Below are 25,877 nucleotides of genomic sequence, written 5' to 3' on the forward strand. Positions count from 1 at the left end.
AAAGCGCCCTCAGCCGGGCGAAGCCCTCAATCACGAAAGCATGCGATCGAGAATTTCACTGCTGTCTCGGGAGAGCTTTCGTCCCTTCTTCAAGCGGCGAAGGGCACTCTGCGCCTGTTTGCGGCGCTCGGGCTCCAGCATGCGCCAGGAGCGGAAGGCAGTCAGCAAACGGGCGGCCACCTGCGGGTTGATGGCGTCCAGTTTTCTGATCGCATCAATGATGAAGCGGTAGCCCGCCCCATCTGCCCGGTTAAAGCCCGTCGGATTGCCGGAGGAAAAGGTACCGATCACCGAGCGGACACGGTTCGGATTGGTCCAGTTGAAAGCATCATCGGCAACAAGCTTGCGGCAGGTTGCCACCGCACCGCGCCCGCTGACGGCTGCCTGCGCGGCAAACCATTTGTCCAGAACGATCGGGTCGTCGCGATAGCGCTCATGGAAGCGCGTCACAGCGTCTTCGGCTGCCGGTGTGCCCTGCATTTCCTGAAGGATCAGCCGGAAGGCAAACTCCCGGTCCGTCATGTTGGTGGCAGCGCGGAATTTTTCCACCAGCGCTGCTTCAGCCGTCTCACTGTCGGCGTGAACGCCATAAGCCAACAAACGGTTGGCCAGTTCGCGCTTGCCTGCGTCCGCACCCGAGGGCTCAAAGCGGTCTGGCAGATCGAGCGTTTCGGTAATGGTTTCGCGCAGCGGCTCGAGCTGTTCGCCGACCGCGTTCGACAGTGCCCGGCGCGCCTTGTAAATCGCATCGGGGTTGATGTTGCGCCCCAGCAGCCTTGCAAGTTCCGTTTCCGAAGGCAATGTCAGCGCCATCGCCCGGAATGCCGGCTCCAGATCGCCGTTCTCCGCGATTTTGACGGCGGCATCCAGGAATTCCTTTTTCCATACCGGTTTTTTGCGCCGGGCAAGCGAGCGCATTGCCGCAAAGATCTGGCGTGAAGCGAACAGGCGGAAGGACTGCCAGCGCATGAACAGGTCGCTGTCATGGGCCGCCAGCAGGCCGAGTTCACGGTCCAGATGCCGGTAGTCGATTTCCACGGGCGCTGAAAAGCCGCGATTGATCGAAAGGACCGGCTTTTCGTCAATACCGTGAAAGGTGATCTTCTGCCGCCGCTGGCTGAGCTCGAAAATCCCGCCCTGGTCCTCCGCACCGGTGACCTTTTCCGCTTTCAGGTCCTGCTTGCTCACGCTGCCCACCAGCCCGACGGCGAGCGGCATGTGCAGGGGTTTTTTGCGTGCCTGGCCGGGTGTTGGGGCTTGCGATTGCTCGATGTCGACGGCAAAGGTCTTGCGGCTGCGGTCATAATGGGTGGCAACATGCAGCACCGGTGTTCCAGCCTGGGTATACCACAGGAAGAAGCGGGACAGGTCGCGTTTGGAAACCGCCTCGAAACAGGCAATGAATTGTTCGATGGTCGCAGCTTCGCCATCGTGCTTGCTCAAATAGCGCCGCATGCCCTTCATGAACACATCGGGGCCCAGAAGCGTGGCAATCATCCGTACGAGTTCAGCGCCTTTTTCATACACCGTCGCGGTATAGAAGTTGTTGATCTCGCGATAGCGGTCTGGGCGCACCGGATGGGCGAGCGGGCCGGCATCCTCGGGAAACTGGTGGGCACGCAACAGGCTCACATCCTCGATCCGCTTGACCGCACGCGACCGCATGTCGGCGGAAAACTCCTGATCACGATAGACGGTCAGCCCTTCCTTCAGGCAGAGCTGGAACCAGTCGCGGCAGGTGATCCGGTTGCCCGTCCAGTTGTGGAAATATTCATGGGCGACAATACCCTCGATGCGCGCATAGTCGGTATCGGTCGCCGTTTCGGGGCTTGCCAGCACATACTTGTCGTTGAAGATGTTCAGCCCCTTGTTCTCCATCGCCCCCATGTTGAAGTCCGGTACGGCGACGATGTTGAAGACGTCCAGGTCATAGGCACAGCCGAAGACTTCCTCGTCCCAGCGCATGGAGCGCACCAGCGCGTCCATCGCATAGCCGGCCTGGTTCTCCTTGCCCTTCTGCACATGGATGCCGAGCTTTACCTTGCGGCCCTCGCTGGTCACATAGGCCCGGTGAATTGAACCAAGATCGCCGGCCACCAGGGCAAACAGGTAGGACGGCTTGGGATGGGGGTCATGCCACTCGGCGAAATGGCGGCCACCGGCAAGTTTTCCCTTCCTGCCGGGATTGCCGTTGGAAAGTAGCAGCGGCGTTTGTTTCGCATCGGCCTCGAGCCGCACGCTGTAGACGGCCATCACATCCGGCCGGTCGGTAAAATAGGTGATGCGGCGGAACCCCTCCGCCTCGCACTGGGTGCAATAATTGCCGCCCGAAAGGTACAGCCCCGACAGCGCGGTGTTGGCACCGGGATTGACCCTGGTGACGGTCTTAAGGGTAAAGCGCTGCGGCGGGGAGGCAAGCGTGAAGCGATCCGGCGTTGCCGAATACCGATCACCGGCAAGCGGTTTGCCATCGAGCGAAGCCGACACCAGTTCAAGCCCGTCGCCATCGAGCACCAGCGGTGCGTCACCATCTGCTCCCTTGCGCCGCTCATAGCTGACGGTGGCCGTTACCTCCGACTGTTCTGGATGCAGCACGAATCGCAGATCCACGGTCCGCGCCAGATAGTCCGGCGCCCTGTAGTCTTTCAGATAGAACGATTTGGCAGTGTCGGTACGCAGCATCGGGTAATCCCCACTTTCCTTTGCCACTCCTATCTCAAACGCATGGCGCGGGAAACCGGTTTGAGGGCTCTGGCGTTGCCATTCGCGCATGCCCTGCTATGAGAATTTGCAAGGCGGATATCCAAAGCCGTTTCCGATACCAGGGGCAAATGCATGGCAGTCAATGCGGTAAAGGCACATCTGATCACGCTCAAGGCGCACAAGAACCGGCTTGCGCGCACCTCGATGCGTGAAATGTTTGCCGAAGATGCCAAACGCTTTAAGCGCTTTTCCATCGCCTGGGACCGGCTGCTCTTTGATTACTCCAAACATCGCCTGGATGAACGCAGTCTTGCCGCACTGCTCGATGTGGCGAAAACAGCTGGCGTGAAGGCCAGACGCGATGCCATGTTTTCCGGCAAGATCATCAACGCCACCGAGGGCAGGGCGGTTCTGCATACGGCACTGAGGGCGCCGTCCGGCGAGCTGATTGAATTCGATGGCCGCAATGTGATGGCGGATATTGCCGCCGTCCGCCGCGCCATGACGCGCTTTGCCAATGCCGTTCGCAGCGGCAGGTACAAGGTTGGCGGCGGCGCCATTACCGATGTCGTCAACATCGGTATCGGCGGTTCCAGCCTGGGCCCTGCCATGGCGGCCCGCGCTCTGGCGCCCTGGCACAATGGACCGAAAACCCACTTTGTCTCCAATGTGGATGCGGCCGATCTTGCCGAGGTATTCAAGGTTATCAGGCCGGAGACGACCCTGTTCATCATTGCCTCCAAGACCTTCACTACCCAGGAGACAATGCGCAATGCGGCGACCGCCCGCGCCTGGCTGCGCCGCAAGCTGAAGCGCAAGGATGTCGGGGCGCATTTTGCAGCGCTTTCCACCAGTCTGGATAAAACCCGCAAATTCGGCATTGCCGACGAACGAACCTTCGGGTTCTGGGATTGGGTCGGCGGGCGCTATTCGGTTTGGTCTGCCATTGGCCTGTCAGTGATGATCGCCATCGGGCCGAAGCGGTTTGGCGAGTTTTTGGACGGGGCCCATGAGGCCGATACCCACTTCCGGACAGCCGATTATGGCGCAAACATTCCCGTTGTCATGGCCCTTTTGGGAGTGTGGTACCGCAATGTATGGGGCTTTGAGACCCATGCGGTGCTGCCCTATGACAACCGGCTGGCCCGCTTTCCGGCCTATCTGCAGCAGCTGGAGATGGAATCGAACGGCAAGCGGGTGATGATGGACGGCCGCGCGGTGTCCACCGATACCGGCGCCATTCTGTGGGGCGAGCCCGGCACCGATGGCCAGCATGCCTTCTACCAGCTCATCCATCAGGGTACGTCCGTCATCCCCTGCGATTTTCTGATCGCCGCCAAGTCGAACGACCGGCTTTCCGGCCACCATGAATTGCTGGTCGCCAACTGCCTTGCCCAGTCCGAAGCACTGATGACCGGCAGAACGCTTGGCGAGGCAAAGGCCGAACTGGCGGCAGCCGGCCTGTCCGCTGCGGAAGTCAAACGGCTGGCACCGCACAAGGTGTTTGAAGGAAACCGCCCGTCCACCACCTTCCTCTATGAACGGCTCGACCCGAAAATGCTCGGCACGCTGATCGCGCTTTATGAGCACAAGGTCTTCGTTCAGGGCGTCTTGTGGGGGATCAATTCCTTCGACCAGTGGGGGGTCGAGCTGGGCAAGGTACTGGCAAACGATCTGATACCCATGGTCCGCGGCAAGAAGCCTGCCGGCAGAAAAGATGCTTCCACCGCCGGTCTGCTTGCCGCCTATCACAGAAAAAAACGCTGATGCAGACTGCCGCTGATGCTGCCCCCTACTGGCGCAGATTAATGCGTGAAGCCGCGCCCGGAGGGTGAGCGGGTAAGGCGCTGATTCTTGCGTGCCTCGCGCCAGATCGAATAGACCGAGGCGGCAACAACCACGCTGGCACCGATCCATGTGGCCGTTCCGGGCAGGGTCTCAAACACCAGATATCCCAGGATTGTCGCATAGATCAGCCGCATGTAGTCGAGCGAGGCCAGGATGGAGGCCTCTCCCCATTTGAACGCGAAGATGTTCGCCATCTGGGCCAGATAGGAAATTGCGCCCATGGCCACCAGCATCAACCACTCGGTGTTCGTCGGCCAGCGCCAGAAATAGATGGCCGGGATCGTTACCGCGATGCCAACACCGATTGCCTGCCAGGATAGGATGGTCGTCGGGCTGTCGCGTTTCGACATCAGCCGGATCAGCACCATCACCAGGCCGGCACAGGCAGCACCGGCAACTGCCATCAGCCCATAACCGGTGAAACTTTCCGTACCGGGCCGCAGCATGATGAAGACACCGGCAAAGCCGAGCGCCACCGCCGTCCAGCGGCGCAGGCCCACAACCTCCCCCAGGATCCATACGGCAAAGATCGTCACAAAGAAGCTCTTTGCAAATCCAAGCGCCGTCGCATCGGCAAGCGGCATGTGAATGATCGCGGAAAAGCCCATCAGCATGGCCCCGAGGGCAAGCACGATGCGCAGGATTTGAAGGTGCGGCTGGCTCGTTTTCATGACGCCGGGAAAACCCCGGAGAATGGATGGCATCACAATGGCTGCCATGATGATCTGGCGGATGAACAGGATCTGGGTGACGTGCAAATGCTGCCCCAGAACCTTGATCATCAAGGTCATCAGGGCAAACAGGGCTGCCGCAACCAGAAGGGTCAACGATCCCTTCAGGTTTCCGGAAAGCGCATTGAAGCTGGAGCGGGTGGACTGGATTGACACGGTATGAACTTTCATGGCCACGATGACAGAGTGTGCTGCCGCCTGCAATCGTGATTTTTTGCTTTTGTGCTGAACAGTCCGGCATGCAGGACCGGCTTCACCACCGGACCGATTGTTGCCTCCCGATCTGGCAAGCCTCGGCTTCCTGCACTACATAGGGATTCCCATCACCTAATAGACCAGGCGAGTGCATTTGCCACCTGCCTTGCCGTTCTGCCGGAGACACTCAATGAACGAAACCGTTCACGCCAAATTCGGAATGGGCGCATCTGTTCTGCGCACGGAAGATGACGCCTTTGCCACCGGACAGGGCCGCTATACCGACGACATCAAGGCAGAGGGAATGCTGCATGGCTATGTTCTGCGTTCTCCCCATGCCCATGCCCGTTTTACGATCACTGATACATCCGCCGCCCGGCAGGCCGACGGCGTTCACCTGATTTTGACGGCGGCCGATATCGCGCACCTAAAGCCGTTGTCGAACGTCACACCGATCAGGAATGAGGACGGTTCTGAAATCGTAAACCGCGATCTTCCGGTATTGTGCGACGGGATCGTGCGTCATGTCGGCGATGCCATCGCATTCATTGTGGCCGACAGCACGGCTGAGGCGAGGGATGCCGCCGAACTCATTGAGGTGGACTTCGAAGACCTTGACGTGGTTATCGATACCGAGGGCGCCCTTGATGAGGATGCGCCGCTTGTCTACCCCCAAGCCGGTACCAATCTCGCCTTCACCACCTTTCTCGGCGACCGGGAAAAAACTGCGGAACTATTTTCCAAAGCCGCCCGTGTCAGCGAATTGCGGATCGTCAACAGCCGCCTGGTCTGCAATTACATGGAAGTGCGGTCCTGTCTTTCGCAGTGGAGCGAGGCAGAAGGTTATACGGTCACGGTCTGCTCCCAGGGCGCGCACGGCATTCGCCGGCATCTGGCAGCGATAACCGGTGAGGATGCCGGCCGCATTCGCGTGATAACGCCCGATGTCGGCGGCGGCTTCGGCACCAAGGTGTTCCCCTATCGCGAATATCCCCTCACCATGGAGGCGGCAAAACGCCTTGGCCGCCCGGTCAAGTGGACCAGCGACCGGTCCGAGCATTTTGTCGCCGATGCCCATGGCCGCGACAACATTGCCTATGCCCGCATGGCGATGGACGAAAACGGCAGGTTTCTGGCCGTCGAGGTCGATCTGATTGCCGCCATGGGGGCCTATCTGCATTGCTACGGACCCTACATTCCCTGGCTCGGCATGACCATGACGACCGGCATTTACGATATCCCGGCAATGGCGGTCACCTGCCGCGGCACCTACACCAACACCACGCCGCTTGATGCCTATCGCGGAGCGGGCCGGCCGGAAGCTGCCTATCTCATCGAGCGCCTTGTCGAACAATGCGCACAGGACATGGGCATGACGCCGGACGAAATCCGTAATCGCAACTTCATCCGGCCGGACCAACTGCCCTACAAGACGCCGGGGGGCAGGCTCTACGATACCGGTGAATTTGCAGAGCACATGAAGCTTTGCATGGAACGCGCCGGCTGGAACGGTTTTGACAAGCGCAATGAGGAAGCAGGCAAGCGCGGGCGCTTTCGCGGCATCGGCATGTCGACCTATATCGAAGCCTGTGCCTTTGCCGGTTCCGAGCCGGCCTTTTTGACCCTGGAGGACGACGGCACCATCCTGATCCGGATCGGGACACAGTCGAACGGCCAGGGCCATGCCACCGCCTATTCCCAGCTTGCTGCTGAAAAATTCGGCATGGGGGTTGAGAATTTCCGGGTGCATCAGGGCGATACCGCCGTGCTGGAAAAAGGCGGCGGGACGGGCGGTTCGCGCTCTGTTCCCCTGGGCGGCATTTCCGTTGCCAGGGCCGCTGACGCACTGGCCGAAAAGGTCAGGAAAGTCGCAGCCGGCGAACTGGAAGCTTCACCCGGCGACATCGAACTTTCCGAGGGCGAGGCGCGGATCATCGGCACGGACCGGACCATCTCGCTGGCGGCCATCGCCAAAGCGGCCAGTGAATCAGATCGCAACGCCAGCGCCGAATACACCCAGGACGAGGCCACCTATCCCAACGGCACCCATGTCTGTGAAGTGGAGATCGATCCTGAAACCGGCAGCATTGAAGTTGTTGCCTACACCATTGTCGATGATTTCGGCGCCACGGTTAACCCCCTACTGCTGGCCGGCCAGATCCATGGCGGCGTCGTTCAGGGCATTGGACAGTGCCTTAACGAACGCGTGGTTTATGATGAGGATGGCCAATTGCTGACGGCGAGCTTCATGGACTATTCCATGCCGCGGGCAGCAGAAATCCCGAACTTCCATTTTGAAACCCGCAACGTGCCTTCCACCACAAATGCCATGGGCATCAAGGGAGCGGGCGAAGCTGGTACCATCGGCGCGTGTCCGGCAGTCATGAATGCGGTAAACGACGCCCTGCGCCGCAAATACGATGCAGCGCCCATCGACATGCCGGTAGTTCCCCATCTGCTTTGGGAAGCGATTGAAGCGGCACGAACGGGTGCTTGAACGCCCTGTTTTACCTACTTGCTAGGAAGACCTGCGCAGGTTAAAACTTGGGCGAACTCATGGAGGTGCCCGCTTGTCGCTTTTGCGAAAACCGGGCTGAGAGGGTGATCCCAACTCCCTGAACCTGATCCGGGTCATGCCGGCGTAGGGAATGAGCGCGCTTTTCCGTGAAAGTACCCGTTCCTGTCAGCATGACCTGTGCAAACCGGGCAGAGGGCAATGTCGCAGGCACACACGTCCAGGGAACTGCTGAATGCCGCAGGGCGTGCAATGGCGCGCCTGCGTTCCCGGGGTGCGCGTGTCCATTGCCTGACCAATGCCGTGGCCCAGCCCTTCACCGCCAACGTGCTGCTGGCTGCCGGTGCAACGCCCTCGATGACTGTGGCGCGTGAGGAGATTGCCTCCTTTACCAACCGCGCCGATGCGGTGTTGATCAATCTGGGAACGCTCGATCCGCCACGCATGGCGGCCATGAAGGCCGCCGGTGAACTGTGCGAAGAAACCGGCAAGCCTTTCGTGCTCGATCCCGTCATGTGCCACCTTTCCTCCCTGCGCCGGGACTTTGCCGTCAGGCTGTTGCAACACGCGCCCGCGATCCTGCGCAGCAATGCAGCCGAGGCACAGGCGATTGAGGAGGCCGCGCCCGGTGCCAGGGTCAGTGCCGGTACTGGTGCCGCCTGCCAGGTGGTCACCGGCGAGCAGGACAGCATTGTTCATGACGGCGTGAAATACCAACTGGCCAATGGGCATCCCTGGCTTTCGAAGGTCACGGCAGCCGGCTGCGCCCAGGGCGCGCTGATGGCGGCGACGTCAGCGGCCGCGGAGAGTTTGCCGGCAGCGGCGGCCGCTGCCTTGCTTTGGATGAACGTGGCGGCTGAAAACGCCGCCAGAACAGCGCAGGGTCCGGGCAGCTTCCAGGCAGCGCTTGTGGACTGCATTTACGACCTTGAACCGGCAGAACTTATCGAACGGGCAAAACTGGCATGAAGAATTTTGATATTACGCTGTATGGCATTCTCGATCCCGAGCATTGTCTCGACCGGGATCTGGCCGAGCTGGCGGTTACCGCTGCCAACAATGGCGCGACGCTGCTGCAATACCGCGACAAGATCAACGGAACCCGGCACATGGTTGCCGCGGTCACTTCCATCCTCGATGCGCTGGGCGACAGCGAGGTGAAGGTGATCGTCAACGACCGGGTGGATGTCGCTCTGGCGGCCGGTGCCCACGGGGTTCACCTCGGCCCGTCGGACATGGACGCAGGCCGGGCGCGCCGCATTGCCGGCGATGACCTGATCATCGGCATATCCGTCAAGACACCGGAAGGGGCCGAAAGCATCCCCTGTCATCTGGTCGATTATGCTTTTATCGGCGGCGTGCATGAAACCACTTCAAAGGACAATCCGGCCGCCTTCGGGCTTGATGGCTGGCGGGAGCGGGCAGAGCGCATCCGCGAATCCGCACCGCGCCTGCCGGTTGGCGCCATTGCCGGGCTGACGCCGGGAAACTGTGCCGAAGTGGTCCAGGCAGGCGCCGATGGCATTGCGGCAATCTCCGCCCTTTTCGAAGCCGAGGATGTTGGCGCCGCAACCCAGGCCTTCCGGCGGGCGATCGAGGAAGCCCGCGAAAGCAATGGGCAGAACCTGTGAGCGGCCCTGTACCCATAGCGCTGACCATTGCAGGTTCTGATTCTGGCGGCGGTGCCGGCATCCAGGCGGACCTGAAGGCATTTTCGGCAAACCGTGCCTATGGCGCCAGCGTCATCACGGCCCTGACGGCCCAGAACACGCTGGGCGTGTCGGCCATTCACGAAGTGCCGCCCGAATTCGTTTCCGCCCAGATCGATGCGGTCTTTTCCGACCTGAACGTCGCCGCAGTGAAAGTCGGCATGCTGGCTTCCACTCCGATCATTGAAGCGGTGGCCGCAGGACTGCGCAAATGGGAGGCGGTCAACATCGTCGTCGACCCGGTCATGGTTACCACAAGCGGCGATCCGCTGATCGCCGATGAGGCGGTGGAGACACTGAAAGGCGAGCTTTTTCCTCTTGCAGCCATCGTGACCCCGAACCTGCATGAAGCAGCACGGCTTGCCCGCGGCCAGGTCGCTGCAAACCGCAACGAAATGAAGGGGCAGGCAAGAGCCATCCTCGCCATGGGCGCGGGTGCTGTACTGATGAAGGGCGGGCATGCGCCGATCGAAGGCGATGCCGGTGAAGCTGCCGATGTTCTGGTCTCCCGCCAGGGCGAAGAATGGTTCAGCGCCCCGCGTGTTGAAACCGCGAACACCCATGGTACGGGCTGCTCCCTTTCGTCGGCGATTGCCGCTAACCTTGCAGCGGGCATGGATTTGTCCGCTGCCGTGGCGGCGGCCAAGGTGTGGCTGACCGGTGCCCTGGAAAACTCGCACGCGCTGGCCGTCGGCAAGGGGGCAGGACCTGTGCATCATTTTCACAATCTGTGGCGCAAGGATTGATGGCGCCGCTTTCAAAGGAGCAGGAGTTGGACTGATGAGCATTACCCGCAGAAACCTTGTTGCCGGCCTCGGCCTTGCCGGTGCTGCAGCGCCTTTGGCGGCGCCTGCAATCGCGGCTGAAACCATCGAGTGGAAGATGGTCACTTCCTGGCCGCGCAACCTTCCGGGGCCTGGGGTTACGGCACAAAAACTTGCCGATCTCATCACCGCACTTTCCGGCGGCAGGCTGACCGTCAAACTGTATGCTGCCGGTGAGCTGGTTCCGGCGCTGGAAGTGTTCGACGCGGTTTCCAACGGCACCGCACAAATGGCCCACACCGCACCGCTTTTCTGGGCTGGCAAGTTTCCCGCAGCCCCTGTCTTCACCGCCGCGCCTTTTGGCCTGACGCCGCTTGAACACATCACCTGGATATCCAAGGGTGGCGGGCAGCAATTGTGGGACGAATTGTATGCGCCGCTGGGCGTCAAACCCTTCATGGCATCGAACACCGGCTATCAGATGGGCGGATGGTACAAAAGACCGGTCGCATCGGTGGAGGATTTCAAGGGATTGAAAATCCGCATGCCGGGGCTTGGCGGGCAGGTGGTTGGAAAGCTTGGAGCGGCCCCCGTCAATCTGCCGCCCGGAGAAATCATCACCAGCCTGCAGACCGGCGTGATCGACGCGACGGAGTTTCTCGGCCCGTTTTCCGACAGCGCCATGGGCTTTCAGCAGGCGGCGAAGAACTATTATTATCCCGGTTTCCATGAACCCAATGGCACCGGCGAGGCGCTGGTTTCGATCAAGGCGCTGGAAGCCTTGCCCGCGGACCTGCAGGAAGCGGTCGCCAGAGCCTGCGAATGGGTCAATCTGTGGTCGCTCACCGATGCGGAGTGGGAAAATGCCCGCGCATTGGAGCGCCTGCAGGCTGAAGAAGGCGTCATTCTGCGCGAATATCCGCAGGATGTTCTGACGGCGGCAAGGATCGCCACCACCGAGGTGATGGCCGAACTGGCGGAAACCGATGCGCTGACCGGCAGGATTGTCGAAAGCTATACCGCGGCCGCCCGCCACCTCGGCAAATGGTCGGATGTTTCGGTTAAGGCGTTTCTCGCCGCCCGTGGGCAACCTGCCGGCTGATCTTCCGGAGCAAATTCAGCCCTGCGCCTGGGCGTCCAGCTTTGCCCTGATCTGCAGCAGATCGTGCCAGGCCAGCCGCTTCTGTGCCGGCTGGCGCAGCAGATAGGCCGGGTGCAGGGTGGCAAGTGCATCCACTTCCCGCCCGCCGACCCTGTATTTCTGCCATTTGCCGCGCAGGGACAGGATGCCGGTCGTGGTCTGAAACAGCATTTTTGCCGATGAACCACCAACGGCCACCAGCAGGTCGGGCGCGGCAAGTTCGATGTGCCGCTCGATGAACGGACGGCAGATTTCGACTTCCGCCGGTGTTGGCGTGCGGTTGCCCGGCGGGCGCCAGGGCAGCACGTTGGTGATGTAGACACTGGTGCGGTCGAGCCCGATGGCCGCCAGCATCCGGTCCAGCAACTGGCCCGAGCGCCCCACAAAGGGCAGCCCCTGGGCATCCTCGTCCCGCCCCGGCGCTTCGCCCACCAGCATGATGCGGGCTTCAGGATTGCCATCGGCAAAAACGAGGTTTTTGGCGGTCAGTTTCAGGTTGCAGCCGTTGAAGGCCGCCAGCGCCTCGCGAAGCGTTTCCAGCGTATCGGCTTTGGCCGCCAGTTCGCGTGCCGATGCGACGGCCTCGGCATCCGGCAGGGTGGCGCCCGAAACACCGCCGGTCCGGCCGGCATTTTGCTGCGGCAGGTGTTTTTTAACTGCAGCAGCGCGCTGCTGAAGATTCGGCTGGGCAGCCGCGCCTGCCTTTTGTTTTCCCGCATTGGCGGCAGCCGCTTTCCTTGCCGCAGCACTTTCGGCAAAACGGTCGACGGGTGTTTCACAAAGGGCAACATCATCGCCCATTTGCGAAAGCCAGTTGAGAATCTCCAGCGCCTGGTGGTTCATGCGGCGAGTTTACCGTGTGGCTTGGCGCAATCCCAGCCGTTTTTCACCTTACCCCCGGCTTGCGCTTTATCGCCGCGATAGCGCAAACAGACTTGCAACGCTTCGCATTGAAGGCTTTATGCCGCAGAAATGTTCGGTTACTACGGATTGGGAAAACCCGAAATGCCGGCTGGTTGAAGCGTCAGGCAAAGACAGTGAGGGGGAAGACAGTGGAAAACGAAGCGGCCACGCAAACACAAAACGAAGCCCTGCCCGAACGCGAGAGCATGCCGTTCGATGTGGTGATTGTCGGTGCCGGACCTGCAGGCCTCGCCGCCGCAATCCGCCTCAAACAGATCAACGCCGATCTGCAGGTCGTTGTCCTGGAAAAAGGCCCGGAAGTGGGCGCACACATTCTTTCGGGCGCCGTCGTCGATCCCATTGCCATCAACAAGCTGCTTTCGGACTGGCAGGAGGATGCAGATCACCCTTTCACCGTGCCGGTAAAGGATGACCAGTTCTATTTCCTGACGAAATCCGGCAAGTTCCGCCTGCCCAATTTCGGCATGCCGCCGCTGATGAACAACCACGGCAACTACATCGTTTCGCTCGGCAATGTGTGCCGCTGGCTAGCCGGGCGCGCCGAGGCGCTGGGCGTGGAGATTTATCCGGGCTTTGCCGCAAGCGAAATACTCTATGATGAAAACGGCGCGGTCTATGGCGTTGCAACCGGTGACATGGGCATCGGCAAGGACGGAAAGCCCGGCCCGAATTTCGAACGCGGCATGGAACTGCACGGCAAATACGTTCTGATCGGCGAAGGGGTTCGCGGTTCCCTGGCAAAACAGCTGATCAGCAAGTTCAACCTGGATGAAGGATGTGAACCGCAGAAATTCGGCCTCGGCATGAAGGAACTGTGGGAAGTTGATCCCTCAAAGCACAAGGAAGGCCTGGTGCAGCACGCTTTCGGCTGGCCGCTCGACAACAATACCGGTGGCGGTTCCTTCCTCTACCACCTCGACAACAACCAGGTCGTTGTCGGCTATGTGGTGCATCTCAACTACAAAAACCCTTATCTGTATCCCTTCGCCGAGTTCCAGCGGTTCAAGACCCACCCGGCGATCGCCCCGACCTTTGAGGGAGCCAAGCGCGTTGCCTATGGCGCCCGCGCCATCACCGAGGGCGGCTGGCAATCCGTGCCCAAGCTCTGTTTCCCGGGCGGCGCCCTGATCGGCTGCTCGGCCGGATTCATGAACGTGCCCCGCATCAAGGGGTCTCATAATGCGATGCTGTCGGGCATGCAGGCGGCGGAACACGTTGCCGAAGCGCTCGCTGCCGGGCGCGGACAGGACGAGCTGACCGGTTATGACGAAGCCTGGCGGCAAAGCGAAATCGGCAAGGACCTGAAAAGGGTGCGCAACGCCAAGCCGCTCTGGTCGAAATACGGCACCAGGATCGGCATTGTGCTGGGCGGCATCGACATGTGGCTCAACACCCTGTTCGGCTGGTCGCCTCTCGGCACGATGAGTCATGGCAAGCGGGACTGCGATGCGCTGGAACCTGCTTCCAGGCACCAGAAAATCGATTACCCCAAGCCGGACGGCAAGCTTACCTTCGACCGGCTTTCCTCGGTGTTTCTGTCGAACACCAACCATTCCGAGGAGCAGCCGGCGCATCTGCATGTGGAAGACATGGAATTGCAGTATAATTCGGAACTGCTGGAATTCGCCGGTCCGTCAAGCCGTTACTGCCCGGCAGGGGTCTATGAATGGGTCGATGCAAGCGGCGAAACCATCGTCAATGGCGAGGGCAATCTGGAAGGCGCCAAATTCGTAATAAATTTCCAGAACTGCGTTCACTGCAAGACCTGCGACATCAAGGACCCGAACCAGAACATCAACTGGGTTCCACCGCAGGGCGGCGAAGGGCCGGTCTATCCAAACATGTAGGGTATCGCTTTATTCAGCAAGGATACCGATTGCCGTTTCGACATCGGCCTTGCCGCGCATTGCTGGTGCCGTTTCGAGCGCAAGCACCCGTGGCAATTCGACGGTCATTTCGAAAGGCGCAGCAAGCTCACCCCGTTCAATGAGCGGGCGGACGAGTGCGTTGTGGCCGATCAGAATGCCGGCTCCGTTGCGGGCTTCCTCGACAGCCAGTGCATAGAGCGAAAAGACCGGGCCTGATGTGTCGAACGACTGACCGGATGCTGCAAACGCAAGCCATGCCTCCCAATCGTCCTTCCAGCTTGCGTCATGGATCAGCGTGCAGTCTGCCAGATCAGCCGGTGTTTTGAGCCTGTTCGCGATTTGCGGTGCGCAAACTGGATAGATGACATCCTGCCCAAGGGAGAGCGTATTGGTATCGAGCGTGTTTGCATCGGCAAAGAAGATCGCCATGTCGTACGGGTCGCGGACCAGATTGGGCGCATCTTCCATGGCGGTCACCGAAACGGTAGATTCGGGCAGGGCAAGACGGATGGCGGGCAGGCGTGGCGAAAGCCACAATTGAGCAATGCTCGGCAGTGTAGCGATGCGTACTTCGCTGGCAGTGCCTTCCCGCCGCATAGTCTGGGTAACTTCGCCCAGCGCATCGAAAGCCTCGCCAAGCTTTGGCAATACCGCCTTGCCTGTCGCCGAAAGCCTCACCCCACGTGCATGACGGACAAACAACGATACGCCAGCCCACGCCTCCAGATGCTTGATCTGCTGGGCAATCGCACCTTGTGTAACGCACAGTTCCTGTGCAGCGGCTGAAAATCCGCCAAGCCTTGCCGCGGCCTCAAACGCCCGCAAGGCGTTTAACGGCGGTGGTCTAAGTCGGGGAGGGATAACGGCCACGACACTATGCCCTAATATTTCTACCCCTAGACAACAGAAAATATAGTTTGCCATGAATTGGATACCATTGTCCAATTACAGCCTAAGGCTTCCCGAAAGGAACAGAATATGACCGCCCTTGAGCGCCGGAGCTGGGTTCCGGCACACTGTGAAGACCGCGTTCAGCAAATCGCTGAAGCTGCCGCGGGTTTGGACAGCGCATCGCTAGCCGGCCGCATCGAGGCGCTGGCGGCCGAAAACCGGCTCATTCACGAAAGGCAGTGCTTCAACCTCAATCCGGCAACCAATGTGATGAACCCGCGTGCCGAGGCGCTGCTGGCCTCCGGCATCGGTTCGCGTCCCTCTCTGGGTTATCCCGGCGACAAATACGAGATGGGCCTGGAGGCGATTGAGGAAATCGAGGTGATCTGCGCTGAACTGTGTGCACAGGTATTCGGGGCGGCCTATGCGGAGATCCGGGTTCCCTCCGGCGCCATCGCCAACCTCTATGGCTTCATGGCAACCTGCAACCCCGGCGATGCCATTGTTGTGCCGCCCGCCTCCATCGGCGGGCACGTCACCCATCATGACGCGGGCTGCGCGGGGCTTTACGGTCTTGATATCCACCACGCCCCGGTGAGCGCCGATGGCTATACCGTCGATCTCGATGCCCTGCGCGATACCGTCAGAAGGGTGCAACCGAAACTGATCACCATAGGCGGCAGTCTGAACCTGTTTGAGCATCCGGTGGCTGAGATACGAACCATCGCCGATGAGGTGGGCGCCCTGGTCCTGTTCGATGCGGCCCATCAATGCGGCATCATTGCCGGCGGAGCCTGGAAGAACCCGCTTGCCGAAGGCGTCCATCTGATGACCATGAGCACCTATAAGAGCCTTGGCGGCCCGCCGGGCGGATTGATCGTCACCAGCGATGCGGCATTGGCCGAAAAGCTCGACGCCATTGCCTTTCCCGGCATGACGGCGAATTTCGACGCAGCAAAATCAGCTGCCCTTGCGATCACCATGGCCGACTGGCGCGCTGCGGGCAAAGCATATGCCGCCACAATGGTCGAACTGGCGGGTGTGCTGGCCCGGTCCCTTGCCGATCATGGCCTGCCGGTTTTTGCTGCCGGCAAGGATTTCACCCGCTCCCACCAGTTTGCCATCGAGGCGAAAGGATTTGGCGGCGGACAGGCCGCGGCGAAGACCTTGCGTGAGGCAGGATTTCTTGCCTGCGGCATCGGATTGCCCATTGATCCGGTAGAAGGCGACATGAACGGTCTGCGCATCGGGACGCCGGAACTGGCACGCTGGGGAATGACGGCAGACGACATGCCGCGCCTTGCCGAATTGATCGCCCGTGCCCTGCGCGGCAACGATCTGCAGGCAGTTGCTTCGCAGGTCGCAGGCTGGCGCCCGCAATTTGACAGGATCCATTTTACTGCGTCGTAAGGTATCGCCTGGAGAGACGGTTCACAGTAACCGGTTATTTTTCTCTGGCCGGTTCAAACTCCTGCAACGATCCACTACCATTGTGCCAGGCTGTTGATATAGCCTGAGGCAGGAGAGCAGATTTGGACGAAACGAGCCAGGATGCCGGCGAAGCTGTCGGTGAAAGCGTCGAAGAGACAGTCGATGCGATCACCGAAACCGCCGAAGAAACCGTAGAGGCAATCGGTGAGACCGCAGGAGAAACGGTCGAAGCCATTGGCCAGGCAGCCGAGCATCTGACCGATCTGGGCAACATCGCCGCGGTTGCCTCCCTTGCCGTCATTCTCGGGCTGATCTTCGTGCGCCTGCGCCAGCCGCCCATCGTCGGCTATATCGCGGCAGGCATTTTATTGGGCCCGACCGGCCTGGGCATTGTCGAACAATCCGAATCGATCACGCTTCTGGCGGAAATGGGCGTTCTTCTTCTGCTGTTCCTGATCGGCATGGAATTGTCGATCCGCGCCTTTGTTCTGGTGCTCGCACCAGCCCTGTTGATTGCTGCAGGACAGCTAGTGACGGGCATGGGGGTGGCATTTCTGTTCGGCTGGCTGCTTGGATGGGGCCTGCCGCAAATTCTGCTGCTGGCCTTCATTGTCGCGCTGTCCTCGACGGCGGTTGCGATCAAGGTGCTGGATGATGTCGGCGAACTGCGCACCGAAACCGGGCGCATAACCATCGGGGTGCTGATCGCCCAGGACATTGCCATCGTGCCTATGCTGATCATCGCCGAGAGCTTCGGCGCAGCAGGTGACGGCCAGCCCGTCTGGCAGACCTTGACGCTGATCACTGCCTCCGTGGCGATTCTCGGCGCGCTGATCTGGTATCTGAACATGCCGGGCAAGATTACCTTGCCCTTCACCCGCTATTTCACCGGCAAGCCCGATCTTATCACGCTGGCCATGCTTGCTTTCTGTTTTGCAGGGGCTGCCCTGTCAAGCCTCCTTGGCCTGTCGGCAGTCTACGGGGCTTTTATCGCCGGGCTTGTCATCGCCAATTCCACCTTGCGCTCGGAGGCGATCCAGCTCACCTATCCGGTGCAGTCCATCCTTGTGTTCATATTCTTCCTGTCGATCGGCCTTCTGATTGACCTCGACTACATCATGGCCAACTGGGAGACAGTGCTGCTTTTCGTGCTCGCCGTCGTGATCATCAAGACGCTGCTCAACATCGTGCTGGTGCGCCGCACCGGCTTTTCCTGGGATGTGGCGGTGCCGGCGGGCCTTGCCATGGCACAGATCGGTGAGTTCTCCTTCATTCTTGCTTCGGTCGGTCTTGCCAACCGGGTGCTCGATTTCGATGCTTACCGGCTGGCACTTTCCGTCATCGCCGTAACGCTGATGATCTCGCCGATATGGATGATTACCATTCGCCGGTTCCACGCCGAAACCACCGAGGGCATTTCGACCATGCGCGAGGCACTGGCCCTTGCATACGCATCCGAACTCGACCGACTTCAGGCAGCGGGGGAAGCGGTTTCCAGCGCACGCTTTCGCGGCCGGGTCTATTACCGCGCGGCCCGGATGGCGGCCAAAAAGCGCCGCCGCAAGAAAAAATCCATCCGCGAGGTCATGACGCCCCATCTCAGCCACGTCGGCGATCCGTCGCATGACGGAGACCCGGATACGAGCCCGCATGGCGGCAAAAACCCGGGCGAAGTACCGGAAAAGGCATGAATGCTCAGCCGATGAAGTCGGTCAGAATGCCGGGCAGGGCACTTTCAAGGTCGCTTGCGGTCAGGCCGGCGCCAAGGCGGATGCCGGCTTCGCCATGCATCCACACTGCCGCACACACGGTTTCAAACATCGCCGTGTGATCTGACGGATCGCCCTGCGCCAGCAGGCCGCAGATCATGCCGGCCAGCACATCGCCCGTTCCCGCCTTGGCAAGAAAGGGCGAGGCGTGGCGGTTGACCACATGCCGCCCGTCGGCCGCCGCAATCACCGTTTCGCTTCCTTTCAGGACGACAATCCCGCCGCAGGCTTTTGCCGCCGCTGCCGTGCGTTCGGTGCGGGTGCCGGACAAATCCGGGAAGCTTCGGGCAAATTCGCCATCATGTGGCGTAAGCACGGTCCGGGCATCGACGCCGGAAAAGTCACCCGGCAGCGGCAAGGCGCCGGCATCAAGCACCTTGAAAGCTGGACCATCGAAATCGGGTAGCGGCGACGCGGCATCGCCGCCCCCTGGCCCGGCAAGGACGGCGGTCACATTTCGCATCGAAGGGTCCAAAGCCTTGCGCACCATGATGTCGGGCGGCAGCACCGCCCGGAAGAAATCGGCCTTGGCCGGGGAAAGGACGGTAACCAGCCCCGCCCCAATGCGGGAGCAGGCGGTGGCTGCAAGCCGTGTTGCCCCGGTCAGTTCGTCTGCTGCCTTGATGACGGCATGGCCACGGTCGTATTTGTGTGTATCGGGCTTGGGGCGCGGCAGCAGATGCTTCCAGAGCGCGGGCGTGTTTTCGGTCACTGCTTTACTCCCTTAAGCCGTACATGGCTGAGAAGGGGAAGGTGGTCGGAGCCGATGGCCGGAAGCGTTTGCGTGCGGTCAACCGTGAACCGCCCCTTGAACAGAATGTTGTCGATCGGCAGCCCGAAGAGCGGCGCGAGAAAACCGGGAAACCACTTGTACATCCAGGTGCCGCCGAAGCCGCGCTGAATCTTCAGCCCGCCATAGGCGGCAATGCGCGCCACCGAATGGCTCCATGTCGCCGCATTGAAATCCCCCGCGACAATCGCATTCTTGCCGAGGCTTTCCAGCCTGGGCCTGATCTCGTCAATCTGCCGGGGGCCGCTGGCAGGCCACGGCCAGCGAAGATGAACAATGCCCAGTTCAACCCATTCATCGCCGATCATGAATTCGCTGAAACCCATCGCTCCATAAGGGCCGCAATAATCCTTGCCGCTGCGCATCGGAAACTTCGAGAAAATCATCGAGCCGCCGATGGCACCCCATTCGGCGCAATGAAAGCGTTGCGGATAATGCGCGTTGAGCTGGTTGAGCGCATCCTGCCAAAGCCGGGAGGTTTCGTTGAGCATGACCACTTCGGCATCGGTATCCAGAATAAGGTCGATGACTTCCTGCCGCCCCGGATTGTCGAAGCGCAGGTTGAACTGAAGCAGGCGAAATGGCATTCCCGCTGCATTTCCCGCAAGACCGGGATCAGCGCTCGCCGGTTCAATCCGGTTGTTGGCGCCGCTCTGCCAGATGCCCAAGGCGGCAAATACCAGCAGGATAAGCGGCGCGCGCTCAATACGCAGCAAAAGTCCGGCAGCCGTCAGCAGCAATAGCCCAAGCGCAAAATGCCATCTGAAATGGGCTGCCGTGTCGAAAGCCGGATGCACGAAACCGAAAAAGCCCGACACAAGGCCGGCAATCAGGCCGAGGCTTGCCAGCAGGAACAAAATGCGGGTCAACGATGTCATCTGATGTGTCCGCTACTGAAACGCCGTCTCGTTGAAGGCCCGCAGCTTTCTGGAATGCAGCCTTTCGGCCGGCATCTCGCGCAGTTTCTCCATGGCCCTGATGCCGATGGTAAGATGCTGGGCGACCTGCCGGTTGTAGAACTCGGTCGCCATGCCCGGCAATTTCAGCTCGCCATGCAGCGGCTTGTCGGAAATGCAAAGCAGCGTTCCATAGGGAACACGGAAGCGGAACCCGTTTGCGGCTATCGTCGCCGATTCCATGTCGAGCCCGATCGCCCGCGACTGGGAAAGGCGCTGCACCGGCCCCTGCTGGTCGCGCAATTCCCAATTGCGGTTGTCGATGGTGGCGACCGTGCCGGTACGCATGATCATTTTCAGTTCATAGCCTGAAAGACCGGTCACCTCCGCAACGGCACTTTCAAGCGCAATCTGCACTTCCGCCAGGGCCGGGATCGGTACCCAGACCGGCAAATCCTCATTGAGCACGTTGTCTTCGCGCACATAGGCATGAGCCAGCACATAGTCGCCAAGCGACTGGGTGTTGCGCAGGCCGGCGCAGTGGCCGAGCATGAGCCAGGTATGGGGCCTCAACACCGCCACATGGTCGGTAATCGTCTTGGCGTTGGACGGGCCAATGCCGATGTTGATCATGGTGATGCCGGAGCGGCCCTTGCGCTTGAGATGATAGGCCGGCATTTGCGGAAGACGGGCAGGATATACCCCTTCCGGCTCAACCTTCGATCCGCGCACGATCACGTTGCCCGGTTCCACAAGTTCGGTATAGCCGCTGTCGGGATCATCCAGCATCCGGTGGGCGAAGTGCACGAACTCGTCCATGTAGAACTGGTAGTTGGTAAACAGCATGTAGTTCTGGAAATGGGTCGGGCTGGTGGCGGTGTAATGCGCCAGGCGGTGCAGGGAGTAGTCGATCCGCGTTGCAGTAAACGGTGCCAGGGGCTGCGGCGTGCCGGGCGTGTCATCGAACTGGCCGTTGACGATGCGGTCATCGGTTGTGGTCAGGTCCGGCGCGTCGAAGATATCGCGCAGTGGCCGTTCAAGCCGCGAATGGATCGAGCCGTCAACATGGGTTCCTTCGCCGATGGCAAAATGCAGCGGCATGGGAACCGCCGATATGCCGATGGTGACCGGAACGCCGTGATTTTCCAAAAGCAGTGCAATCTGTTTTTCCAGATAATGCTTGAAGAGATCGGGCCGCGTTACCGTGGTGAAATAGTCTCCTGGACCCGCCACATGACCATAGGCCAGCCGCGAGTCGATCTTGGCGTGACTGGTCGTGGAAAAGTGGATTTCAGGATAGAACGCGCGAAAACGGTGCGTCGGCGGTTCGCCTTTCAGTGCCTGTTCGAAATGTTTGCGCAGGAACTCGGTCGAAAGGGCATAGAGCGACTGCAGTTCCGCGACGGCTTCCCCGGCATCGGAAGTCGTTCTGGCTTCCGGATAGTCCGGAGTTTGAATGGGCAGGTCGGAGCGGTTTGGATGGCTGATCGATTCCATATCCCTGAATAGGGCATTTCCGGTGGCTCTGCCAACTGCGGAAGAAGCCGGTAATGCGCCGGCTTCAGCCGATCAGCGTGTTGGCGGACGGGCGGATCGCGCAGGTTTTTTGGCCCTTGCAGGAAAACTTCATGATCAGTGGCAATTCCGGAGAGATTGAAGGACTGGAAATGACGTCCCGGCGGGTTTCCTGAATGAGATTGGCCGTCAGCACGCCGAATGCGGCGATCATGGCGGCTACCAATATGAAGCGGCGGTACAGGATGGTCATGGCTTCCCCTTTTCCGGTTTTGCAGAAGATCGCAGCAATGGCGTTTCCCCGATGCTGGAGAGTGTGCCAGAGGAGCGCTGAACTTGTTCTGAGGGGGACGTTCAGGTGGTGTTCAGAAAGAGTGAAGCCCGACGTTGCGGGACAGGAAAGCAAACAGGGGAGCCGCGGCCCCCCCTGAAAACGGTCTTGTATTGTTTGCAGCGCGGTCCGCGGACCATGCCCGGACCGCTGATGTAAAGGCCTACTGGCGCTTCCAGTTCTCGCCCTTGCAGATCATGCCGCCAAGAACGCAGCCCGAAAGCTTCATCGTATTGCCGTTGATCTTGGCTTTGCCGCTATAGGTTTTGCCTTCGTCAAGCGCGATGACCTTGCCCTTGTAATCGGCACCCGAACCCGTCATGCAGCCAATCGACTTGCCCTTGTGTTCACCGCTTTGAACAGTGCCACAGAACTGCCCGCCCCGTTTGGAATATTTTATCAGCGTGCCAGTGGACGGCCGCAGCCAGTTGCCTTCGATCGGCTCAGCAGCATACGCAGCAACTGAAGAAACGGACAGCGCAAGCATCAAGGCGCCGCCAACAAGAAACTTTTTCATGATTTCCTCCACCTTCCGGCAATAACGGGTATTGCCTGTGTTTTGCCCCGGTCATCCGCAGGCGGCAGTGCAAAGCTGCTTGCCGCTTGCCCGTTCCGGTCTGACCAGTGTCTTACTTATACGTAAACGTGATCTGGAGCAAGAGACAGGTGTATCGCGTTCTGGTTTGACGAGACAATCGCGGGTGGCCCAGCCGGCCCACCGCCCACGGGTTTTGTCCGCAATTTAATTCAAATTCCCAACCGCGCTTCGCGCCAAGGTTACTCCGCGCTTAAGTTTGAGAAGTGAATCGCGGGTAAAAATCCTTGTAAGCAATTGAAAAACAAGGGATTTGTAAGTGAATCAATAGTGAAATTTACGAAGCATTTTATCTTTGTTTGTGGCTGATTAAGCATTTGGTTTAGCGAAAGATTCAAGGCGGGCTGGCAAATTCCCACTCACAAACAAGAGCCGGACCAACCGGCCGCAAGAACAAGAAGCCGGAAAAACCGGACATAAGGCAGAAGGGCACGAAGTGGCTCTGAAGCGTTGACAGGGAACTTTTTGGACAACGGCCCCCGGGAATACCCATGAGGCGGGAATACTCATGAGGGCCGATGGAAAACCGCCGCAAAGGCGGACAGGACGGGGACAGAAAAATGGCCTATTTTGATGCCGGAACCACAAGTTTTGACGATATTGCCGCTACCGGCAATGCCGAGACACTGTTTGAGCTTGGTCTGATGTATGCCACCGGGCGCAACGGCGAGACCGATGTCATTGCCGCGCACAAATGGCTCAACATTGCCGCTTTCCGCGGTATTGACGCGGCCAAGCATCATCGTGAGGCGCTGGCGGCGGAAATGAGCCGTGAGGAAATCGCCCAGGCCCAGCGCGAAGCCCGTGACTGGATTACCCGCCACTAGAACTGCGGGTAATCAAAAGTTCCATAAATAGCCGGTAGGCCGGCCAATAATCATGAGCCGGATAACCGGCCGCAAACTCTGCCGAAAAGAGCGCGAAAAGCGCCGGGGCGACAAGCCGGGGCAGAAAAACAAGAGCGCGAAAAGCGCCTGATCCTAAAGTGGTGCCGGTTTTCGGGAGGCGCCCACACCAGATGCTGTCTGTTTCCACCAATCGTCAGGGCTGCCAGTTGGCTTGCCAGCGGCCTTGGTTGTTGGAAACAGGCAGCTTTTGTTTGCCAAACCCTGCATGATCTATCCGCGGAACGGCATTATTTTGCATACAATGGACGCCAGTTCCGCTGGCTGTTTGTGGGCCCGCAGCCTGGCTGCCACCTGCCATTTTACTTGACCGCAAAACAATGCCACTTTCTGCCCCGGCGCCATACCGGCAACAGGGAGATGTCATGCAATTTGCCGAACTGAACGGGGTTACGCTGCACTATCAGACAATCGGTGCAGCAAAGGACAAGCCGCTGATTGTGTTCATCAACTCGCTGGGCACCGATTTCCGCATATGGCGCGATGTCATCGTCGAATTGGCCGGGAATGCGGCCATTCTGACCTATGACAAGCGCGGCCACGGCCTTTCTTCCCTCGGCTCACCGCCCTATTCGATGGGCGATCACGTCGAGGACCTGATTGCCCTGCTCGATTATCTTGCCGTCAAGCCGGCGGTTTTGTGCGGCGTGTCGGTTGGCGGCATGATTGCCCAGGGCGTTTATGCCAAGCGGCCGGACCTCGTTGCCTCCATGATTTTGTGCGATACCGGCCACAAGATCGGCACGAAAGAAATGTGGGACGAGCGCATCAAAAAGGTCACAGAAGATGGCATCGCAGTGCTGGCAGAGCCCATTCTCGAGCGCTGGTTTACCGCGGATTTCCGGAAAAGCCGAACCGGTGAACTGGAGGGTTACCGCAACATGCTGACCCGCCAGCCCGCTGAGGGCTATGCGGGGACCTGTGTCGCCATCCGCGATGCCGATTTCACCCAGGACGCGGCCAATATCGCCGTGCCTGCCCTGTGCGTTGTCGGGGCAGAAGACGGTGCAACACCGCCGGCGCTCGTTGAAGAGCTGGCGGGCCTGATCCCCGATGCAGGGTTTGAGGTGATCGGGGAAGCTGGCCATCTGCCATCGATTGATCAACCGAAAAAGCTTGCAGGCCTGATCAAGGGATTTTTGACGGCAAACGCGGCAGCACAGGCAGAAGGTGATGGAGGGTCTTTGCATTGAGCGGCAAAACCCCACCCTCCAGGCGCTATGAGGAAGGCATTGCGGTGCGCCGTTCGGTTCTGGGCGGCGATCATGTGGACCGCAGCACGGCAGCGATGACGGCGTTCGACGAACCTTTCCAGACCTTCATTACTGAAGGCGCCTGGGGTTCGGTTTGGTCCGGGGGTCATCTGAGCAAACGCGAGCGCTCCATGATTACCATCGCGCTTCTGGCAGCACTCGGGCACGACGAGGAAGTTGCCATGCATGTGCGCGCTAGCGCCAATACAGGCGCTACCAGGGAAGACATCCGCGAGGCCCTGATGCATGTGGCGGTGTATGCTGGCGTTCCTGCCGCCAACCGGGCTTTCAAAATTGCCAAACAGGTGTTTGCCCAATCGGAGAAGGACAAGGATAATGGCGAAGGCAACTAGCAAAGCCGGTGCTTCGGCCCGGCCCGGTGCGGTATTCCCGCTTCGCGACCGCAAATGGCATCCAAAACCGCGCGATGCAGGCTATCGCTCCAGCATCCTGCGCTCGCCGAAGAAAAAACTGGTGATAATCCCGCAGACGGCATCAGAGCTTACCGGCCCGGTATTCGGCCATGACCTCATCGGCAACAAGGACACAGACCTCATCACCAATTTTGCCCGCTCGGGAAAATCGGCCATCGGGGAGCGTATCATCGTCCATGGCCGGGTGCTCGACGAACAGGGCAGGGGCGTACCCGATTGCCTGGTGGAAATCTGGCAGGCCAATGCGGGCGGGCGCTACCGCCATGTCAATGAATCCTATATCGCTCCGCTCGATCCCGATTTCGGCGGCTGCGGGCGAACGCTGACGGCAAAGGACGGCAGCTACCGCTTCACCACAATCCGGCCCGGCCCCTATCCCTGGCCGAACGGCCCCAATGACTGGCGTCCCGCGCACATCCATTTCTCGCTGTTCGGCCAGGCCTTTACCCAGCGCCTGATTACCCAGATGTATTTCGAGGGCGACCCGCTGATCCCGCGCTGTCCCATCGTGCGCACGATCAAGGATCCAAAGGCCATCGGTCAGCTTGTGGCAAAACTTGACATGGACGGGGCAAAGCCCATGGATTCGCTGGCCTACCGCTTTGACATCATATTGCGCGGCGCCCGTTCAACCCTGTTTGAAAACCGTCTTGAAGGGAATTGAGGGGA

The 25,877-nt window shown here is 60.0% G+C and carries 22 protein-coding genes and 1 riboswitch; of the genes, 13 read left to right on the top strand and 9 right to left on the bottom strand.

Annotated features, from left to right (window positions below):
- Nucleotides 1–30 precede the first annotated feature (30 nt).
- Nucleotides 31–2,679: an aminopeptidase N gene (pepN, locus tag BVL55_RS04205; RefSeq protein WP_075997881.1), complete on the bottom strand. Its 2,649-nt coding sequence runs from the start codon at nucleotides 2,677–2,679 to the stop codon at nucleotides 31–33.
- A 156-nt stretch (nucleotides 2,680–2,835) separates the two neighbouring features.
- On the opposite strand from pepN, the gene pgi reads away from it, so the two are divergent.
- Entirely contained in the window at nucleotides 2,836–4,470 is a 1,635-nt protein-coding gene (gene pgi / locus BVL55_RS04210; protein WP_075995866.1) for a glucose-6-phosphate isomerase, read from the top strand.
- 38 nt (nucleotides 4,471–4,508) lie between these two features.
- Here pgi and BVL55_RS04215 read toward each other — a convergent pair whose 3' ends face one another.
- Nucleotides 4,509–5,438, bottom strand: coding sequence for a DMT family transporter (locus BVL55_RS04215; RefSeq protein WP_075997882.1), 930 nt, complete (start codon nucleotides 5,436–5,438; stop codon nucleotides 4,509–4,511).
- Nucleotides 5,439–5,667: 229 nt separating this feature from the next.
- On the opposite strand from BVL55_RS04215, the gene BVL55_RS04220 reads away from it, so the two are divergent.
- From BVL55_RS04220 to BVL55_RS04240, 5 genes are all read left to right on the top strand, one after another.
- On the top strand, nucleotides 5,668–7,974 hold the full coding sequence (locus BVL55_RS04220) for a xanthine dehydrogenase family protein molybdopterin-binding subunit (protein ID WP_075995867.1): 2,307 nt from the start codon (nucleotides 5,668–5,670) through the stop codon (nucleotides 7,972–7,974).
- A gap of 51 nt (nucleotides 7,975–8,025) precedes the next feature.
- Nucleotides 8,026–8,142, top strand: a riboswitch (TPP riboswitch).
- A gap of 51 nt (nucleotides 8,143–8,193) precedes the next feature.
- Nucleotides 8,194–8,961, top strand: coding sequence for a hydroxyethylthiazole kinase (gene thiM / locus BVL55_RS04225; protein ID WP_075995868.1), 768 nt, complete (start codon nucleotides 8,194–8,196; stop codon nucleotides 8,959–8,961).
- Entirely contained in the window at nucleotides 8,958–9,623 is a 666-nt protein-coding gene (gene thiE / locus BVL55_RS04230; RefSeq protein ID WP_075995869.1) for a thiamine phosphate synthase, read from the top strand. Before thiM ends, thiE begins: the two co-directional genes overlap by 4 nt.
- Nucleotides 9,620–10,447, top strand: a complete 828-nt coding sequence (gene thiD / locus BVL55_RS04235; RefSeq protein WP_075995870.1) for a bifunctional hydroxymethylpyrimidine kinase/phosphomethylpyrimidine kinase — start codon at nucleotides 9,620–9,622, stop codon at nucleotides 10,445–10,447. Before thiE ends, thiD begins: the two co-directional genes overlap by 4 nt.
- A gap of 34 nt (nucleotides 10,448–10,481) precedes the next feature.
- A complete protein-coding gene (locus BVL55_RS04240) occupies nucleotides 10,482–11,567 on the top strand; it encodes a TRAP transporter substrate-binding protein (RefSeq protein WP_075995871.1) in 1,086 nt (361 codons plus the stop codon).
- Between the two features lie 15 nt (nucleotides 11,568–11,582).
- Here the strand turns inward: BVL55_RS04240 and BVL55_RS04245 are convergent, their stop codons facing one another.
- Nucleotides 11,583–12,449, bottom strand: coding sequence for a uracil-DNA glycosylase (locus BVL55_RS04245; RefSeq protein ID WP_075995872.1), 867 nt, complete (start codon nucleotides 12,447–12,449; stop codon nucleotides 11,583–11,585).
- A gap of 266 nt (nucleotides 12,450–12,715) precedes the next feature.
- Here BVL55_RS04245 and BVL55_RS04250 point away from each other — a divergent pair, with 266 nt between their 5' ends.
- Nucleotides 12,716–14,377, top strand: a complete 1,662-nt coding sequence (locus BVL55_RS04250) for an electron transfer flavoprotein-ubiquinone oxidoreductase (RefSeq protein ID WP_075997883.1) — start codon at nucleotides 12,716–12,718, stop codon at nucleotides 14,375–14,377.
- Between the two features lie 9 nt (nucleotides 14,378–14,386).
- On the opposite strand, the gene BVL55_RS04255 is transcribed toward BVL55_RS04250, so the two are convergent.
- A complete protein-coding gene (locus tag BVL55_RS04255) occupies nucleotides 14,387–15,223 on the bottom strand; it encodes a LysR substrate-binding domain-containing protein (protein WP_205410839.1) in 837 nt (278 codons plus the stop codon).
- Nucleotides 15,224–15,376: 153 nt separating this feature from the next.
- Between BVL55_RS04255 and BVL55_RS04260 the strand changes: the two genes are divergently transcribed.
- On the top strand, nucleotides 15,377–16,699 hold the full coding sequence (locus tag BVL55_RS04260) for a serine hydroxymethyltransferase (RefSeq protein WP_075995874.1): 1,323 nt from the start codon (nucleotides 15,377–15,379) through the stop codon (nucleotides 16,697–16,699).
- 122 nt (nucleotides 16,700–16,821) lie between these two features.
- The gene (locus tag BVL55_RS04265; RefSeq protein ID WP_075995875.1) at nucleotides 16,822–18,411 is read left to right on the top strand and encodes a cation:proton antiporter; all 1,590 of its coding nucleotides are present in this window, start codon (nucleotides 16,822–16,824) and stop codon (nucleotides 18,409–18,411) included.
- Nucleotides 18,412–18,415: 4 nt separating this feature from the next.
- Here BVL55_RS04265 and BVL55_RS04270 read toward each other — a convergent pair whose 3' ends face one another.
- From BVL55_RS04270 to BVL55_RS04290, 5 genes are all read right to left on the bottom strand, one after another.
- Nucleotides 18,416–19,201 carry an NAD(P)H-hydrate dehydratase gene (locus BVL55_RS04270; protein WP_075995876.1) on the bottom strand — a complete coding sequence of 262 codons (786 nt, stop codon included), beginning with the start codon at nucleotides 19,199–19,201 and terminating at the stop codon, nucleotides 18,416–18,418.
- Nucleotides 19,198–20,157 carry an endonuclease/exonuclease/phosphatase family protein gene (locus BVL55_RS04275; protein ID WP_083649355.1) on the bottom strand — a complete coding sequence of 320 codons (960 nt, stop codon included), beginning with the start codon at nucleotides 20,155–20,157 and terminating at the stop codon, nucleotides 19,198–19,200. The genes BVL55_RS04270 and BVL55_RS04275 overlap by 4 nt, the downstream gene beginning before the upstream one ends.
- A gap of 12 nt (nucleotides 20,158–20,169) precedes the next feature.
- Nucleotides 20,170–21,672: an AMP nucleosidase gene (locus BVL55_RS04280; protein ID WP_075995878.1), complete on the bottom strand. Its 1,503-nt coding sequence runs from the start codon at nucleotides 21,670–21,672 to the stop codon at nucleotides 20,170–20,172.
- Between the two features lie 64 nt (nucleotides 21,673–21,736).
- Complete coding sequence (locus BVL55_RS04285) at nucleotides 21,737–21,943, bottom strand: hypothetical protein (RefSeq protein WP_075995879.1); 207 nt, start codon at nucleotides 21,941–21,943, stop codon at nucleotides 21,737–21,739.
- 241 nt (nucleotides 21,944–22,184) lie between these two features.
- Nucleotides 22,185–22,538 (bottom strand): DUF2147 domain-containing protein, encoded by a 354-nt coding sequence (locus tag BVL55_RS04290; RefSeq protein ID WP_075997884.1) that lies wholly within the window; start codon nucleotides 22,536–22,538, stop codon nucleotides 22,185–22,187.
- A 638-nt stretch (nucleotides 22,539–23,176) separates the two neighbouring features.
- Here BVL55_RS04290 and BVL55_RS04295 point away from each other — a divergent pair.
- The 4 genes from BVL55_RS04295 to pcaH all read left to right on the top strand — a co-directional run bounded on the left by BVL55_RS04295 (nucleotide 23,177) and on the right by pcaH (nucleotide 25,872).
- Nucleotides 23,177–23,443 carry an SEL1-like repeat protein gene (locus BVL55_RS04295; RefSeq protein WP_075997885.1) on the top strand — a complete coding sequence of 89 codons (267 nt, stop codon included), beginning with the start codon at nucleotides 23,177–23,179 and terminating at the stop codon, nucleotides 23,441–23,443.
- A 443-nt stretch (nucleotides 23,444–23,886) separates the two neighbouring features.
- The gene (gene pcaD / locus BVL55_RS04300) at nucleotides 23,887–24,714 is read left to right on the top strand and encodes a 3-oxoadipate enol-lactonase (protein WP_075995880.1); all 828 of its coding nucleotides are present in this window, start codon (nucleotides 23,887–23,889) and stop codon (nucleotides 24,712–24,714) included.
- A complete protein-coding gene (gene pcaC / locus BVL55_RS04305) occupies nucleotides 24,711–25,127 on the top strand; it encodes a 4-carboxymuconolactone decarboxylase (RefSeq protein WP_075995881.1) in 417 nt (138 codons plus the stop codon). The genes pcaD and pcaC overlap by 4 nt, the downstream gene beginning before the upstream one ends.
- A complete protein-coding gene (gene pcaH, locus BVL55_RS04310) occupies nucleotides 25,111–25,872 on the top strand; it encodes a protocatechuate 3,4-dioxygenase subunit beta (RefSeq protein WP_075995882.1) in 762 nt (253 codons plus the stop codon). The genes pcaC and pcaH overlap by 17 nt, the downstream gene beginning before the upstream one ends.
- Nucleotides 25,873–25,877: the final 5 nt, after the last annotated feature.

This window comes from Salaquimonas pukyongi (assembly GCF_001953055.1).
GTDB lineage: Bacteria > Pseudomonadota > Alphaproteobacteria > Rhizobiales > Rhizobiaceae > Salaquimonas > Salaquimonas pukyongi.

Bases quoted from the DNA above. Each gene is read 5' to 3' on its own strand.
- thiE (WP_075995869.1), top strand. From the start codon at position 8,958: ATGAAGAATTTTGATATTACGCTGTATGGCATTCTCGATCCCGAGCAT.
- pcaD (WP_075995880.1), top strand. From the start codon at position 23,887: ATGCAATTTGCCGAACTGAACGGGGTTACGCTGCACTATCAGACAATC.
- pgi (WP_075995866.1), top strand. From the start codon at position 2,836: ATGGCAGTCAATGCGGTAAAGGCACATCTGATCACGCTCAAGGCGCAC.
- BVL55_RS04280 (WP_075995878.1), bottom strand. From the start codon at position 21,672: ATGGAATCGATCAGCCATCCAAACCGCTCCGACCTGCCCATTCAAACT.
- thiM (WP_075995868.1), top strand. From the start codon at position 8,194: ATGTCGCAGGCACACACGTCCAGGGAACTGCTGAATGCCGCAGGGCGT.
- BVL55_RS04275 (WP_083649355.1), bottom strand. From the start codon at position 20,157: ATGACATCGTTGACCCGCATTTTGTTCCTGCTGGCAAGCCTCGGCCTG.
- BVL55_RS04260 (WP_075995874.1), top strand. From the start codon at position 15,377: ATGACCGCCCTTGAGCGCCGGAGCTGGGTTCCGGCACACTGTGAAGAC.
- BVL55_RS04250 (WP_075997883.1), top strand. From the start codon at position 12,716: ATGCCGTTCGATGTGGTGATTGTCGGTGCCGGACCTGCAGGCCTCGCC.
- BVL55_RS04285 (WP_075995879.1), bottom strand. From the start codon at position 21,943: ATGACCATCCTGTACCGCCGCTTCATATTGGTAGCCGCCATGATCGCC.
- pcaH (WP_075995882.1), top strand. From the start codon at position 25,111: ATGGCGAAGGCAACTAGCAAAGCCGGTGCTTCGGCCCGGCCCGGTGCG.
- BVL55_RS04290 (WP_075997884.1), bottom strand. From the start codon at position 22,538: ATGAAAAAGTTTCTTGTTGGCGGCGCCTTGATGCTTGCGCTGTCCGTT.
- BVL55_RS04240 (WP_075995871.1), top strand. From the start codon at position 10,482: ATGAGCATTACCCGCAGAAACCTTGTTGCCGGCCTCGGCCTTGCCGGT.
- BVL55_RS04245 (WP_075995872.1), bottom strand. From the start codon at position 12,449: ATGAACCACCAGGCGCTGGAGATTCTCAACTGGCTTTCGCAAATGGGC.
- BVL55_RS04220 (WP_075995867.1), top strand. From the start codon at position 5,668: ATGAACGAAACCGTTCACGCCAAATTCGGAATGGGCGCATCTGTTCTG.
- BVL55_RS04295 (WP_075997885.1), top strand. From the start codon at position 23,177: ATGGCCTATTTTGATGCCGGAACCACAAGTTTTGACGATATTGCCGCT.